The 3012-nt window shown below is 63.5% G+C and carries 1 protein-coding gene; it reads right to left on the reverse strand.

Features of this window, described 5'->3' with window-relative positions; genetic code table 11:
* A partial coding sequence (gene nrdD / locus BP858_RS12330; RefSeq protein ID WP_394339374.1) for an anaerobic ribonucleoside-triphosphate reductase occupies positions 1–3012 on the reverse strand: 3012 nt, incomplete at both ends.

Consider the following 3012-nt stretch of genomic DNA (forward strand, 5'->3'; position numbering starts at 1 on the left):
GCGGTCGATGTTGAAGAGGAGGTCGGGCACCGACCGCTCGCCGGCGGAGGAGCCGCACCCGAGTGCGTCGACCAGCAGGTAGATGAGTTTGCTCCTGACGACGACCTCGGTCCCCGCGGCAGATTCGCTGACCTTCGGCTCATACCCGAGGACGGTGCGGATGCAGGCGGCTGCGTCCGCCGCAAGACCGGCCTCGTGCCCCGCAAAGGAGAGCCTGACCGTATACTGTCGCCCGGAGTGGTCACTCGACCCTGCCGCAAGGTAGTAGCCGAGGAACGCTGCAAGGTCGCGGCTGACCGGGAGGGTGCGGGGCAGGCCGGGACGCCGGGCGCCACGGGTCTTCACTCCGTCTTCGGTGACCTGGATCTGGTCGGCGTAGCCTGCCCCGGCGATGACCTCCGCGACATTGATCTCAGTGACCTGCGTCTCGGAGAACCCGCCGGCCTTCATCACCGGCAGGTAGTCGCCGGGCTCGAGATCGCCTGCCGTCTCCCTGACAAACCTCCCGCCGTTCAGGACGTACACCGGGTGGTCGGGCGTGACGGTGATCTGCCGGCCTGACTCCAGGGTGATCCTGAGGAGGTCCCCCATATACTGCTGCCGCATCACGCCGTGGAACGGGCGAAGCGACGCCTCCAGGGTCGTGAAGTCGACGCTCGGGGCCTTACCGTCATAGTAGGCGAGCTCCGTGCCGAAGGGGTCTATCCGTCTCCCGTTCTTTGCTGCGGCATCGAAGAGGTCGCTGATCGCCCTGACGATGATCCTCCCGTCGCTGTCAGCCACCGGGACCAGTTCGTCGCCCGCGAGGCACTGGTAACAGGAGATCCCCTCCCCGGCGCCCCGGTAGGGTGGGATCTGGTTGTCGTAGTAGGGGGTGCCGTACTTGGATGCCAGTTCAAAGGTCATCAGGTAGAGGTCGTGGTAGGTCGGGAGGTCGGGGTGCTTCCGGTTGAACTCCTCGTCCTCGGTGAGGAAGTCGGGCTCGATGCTGATCTCGGGTTTCGGGAAGGAGAAAGGTTTGCCCCAGTAGTCCCCCTCGAGCATCACCTCCATCAGCGCCTTGAAGAGGAGCCTGACCTCCCGCTCGAACTCGCCGTAGGTCCGGAGCGGCGCCTGCTCCCCGTCCCAGACCTTGCCGCGGTAGACACAGGGCTTGTCCTTCCAGAGGGTGGGAACACCCGGGGAGAGCTGGACCGACGAGAAGACCACCTGGCCGCCCCGGGCGACCATCATCTGGGTCATCTCGTAGACGAACATCTGCATCAGCTGCTTGATCTCCTCGTAGTCCATCCCCTCGAAGAATGGGGCCATGAACGTCAGGAAGTTGTAGTAGCCCTGGCCGCCGGCAAAGTTCGTCTGGGCTGAACCGAGCGCCTTGACTGCGTGGAGGACCGCCACCTCGGCCCTCTTCGCCGGGCCGGCGACCGATGCCTTCGTCCCGTTGCCGTCAGGCATCAGGCCGTAGTAGAAGAAGTAACGGAGGTCCCAATCCTGGCAGTTATGGATGAGCAGGCCATCGGAGGCATAGAACGTATGGCTCTCCTCGGTCCCGTCGCCGGCGAGGAAGAGGTCGTAGACGTACTCGCCGGTAGGCTCGGTCGGTGAGGTCTCGACAACAGTCTCTTCCCGCTCCCGGCCCTGCCCCTCCTTGACCGCAGAGAGGAAACCGTCGATATGGTCCTGCCTCTGATCAAGGAATGTGGCATACCGGGCAAACGTCTCGATGTTCTTGCGCCCGGAAAGCTGGAGCCGGTAGAGTGTCGGCCGTTCTTCCTCGCTATAGAGTTCGACGATGTGGGGGGTGATCCCGAGCGCGGTGAGCAGGAGCGCGAGTTCCTGCCGGAGCGCCGGGGAGGTGGTGGTGTAGTTGACGATGCAATCCGACTTCTCGGGGCGGTAGTACGTAGAACCGTCCCCGGTGAAGAGAGCGGAGAGGAACTCATGGAGGAGCACGTCGTCAAGGTGGTAGACAATCCAGGGGAGGCGTTTTCCGGCCGCTCCCTCCGGGATGCCGAAGACGTAGCGGAAGATCAGGTAGACGAGTTTTCCCCCGAAGTAGACCTGCAGGGCCCGGTTACGCTCCACTTCGACCCCGTAGATGGTCGTGGTGTCGGGGGTGCCTCCGGTGAGTGTTGCGTAGGTGTTCAGGCTTGTGCATGCCGCTGCCTGGATCGCGGGCGCCAGGGCGTTCTCTGTGATTGCCAGGTTGTACTGCCCGGCCTCAAGCGATGCGTTGTAGTTGCCTTCGGCAACGAAGAGCCCAAGAAGGCGAATGAGTTCCGGTGTAAGCGTGAAGAGAGCGGGCAGTTCGTTTCCGCTCCCGGTGACGCCGATGGTGACCTGATCATAATTCCGGATGCCGTAGCGGCGAGAGAAGGCTGCAAAAAGAGCAACCGGCATAATCCCACGGGTATACCACTGCTTCTGGTGCTCGACGCCGAGCGCCCGGGAGATATCGGCGTATGAGGCAGCCTTTCCGATCCGCACCACATCAGCAAAGATCTCTTCGGCACCGCGGACGTAGACGTTTTCAAGGAGGTGGGCCGGGACCGATGCAGGCAGTTCCCGGATGAGATCGATCGCCTCTATCGTCTCCCCGCGGATGGCGTCGGTCCTCGGGATCCCATAAAGCGTATCTCCGGCGCGTACCTCATCGGCACGGCGGATAGCCATACCGTCCCTGGTTTGCACCGGAATCCGGTGCTCACCGGTGACCGAGAGCGACCGTCCGCTCGACGTCCGGATCCGGATCATCTCGCCGGGGTTCACCCGCCGGCGGGTCACCTTGCTAACCCGCCTCCAGCCCTTTGGTGTGAGCGCGGAGAGGTCCTCTGGGCGCCATTCGTCACCGGAGAACGGGAGTTCTGCAGGGAGGATGCTCCTGATGCGGTTGTCCGTCCGTACGGGTATGGCTGTGCTCCCGTCAATGCAGAACGGTCTTGTCCCAAAGTATTCCAGGTCGTGGATGTGGAGGTCGCCGCGGAGGTGGTGGTCCGCAAGGTCCGGGGGGAG

This window comes from Methanoculleus sp. UBA413, from assembly GCF_002502935.1.
Classification (GTDB): Archaea; Halobacteriota; Methanomicrobia; order Methanomicrobiales; family Methanoculleaceae; genus Methanoculleus; species Methanoculleus bourgensis.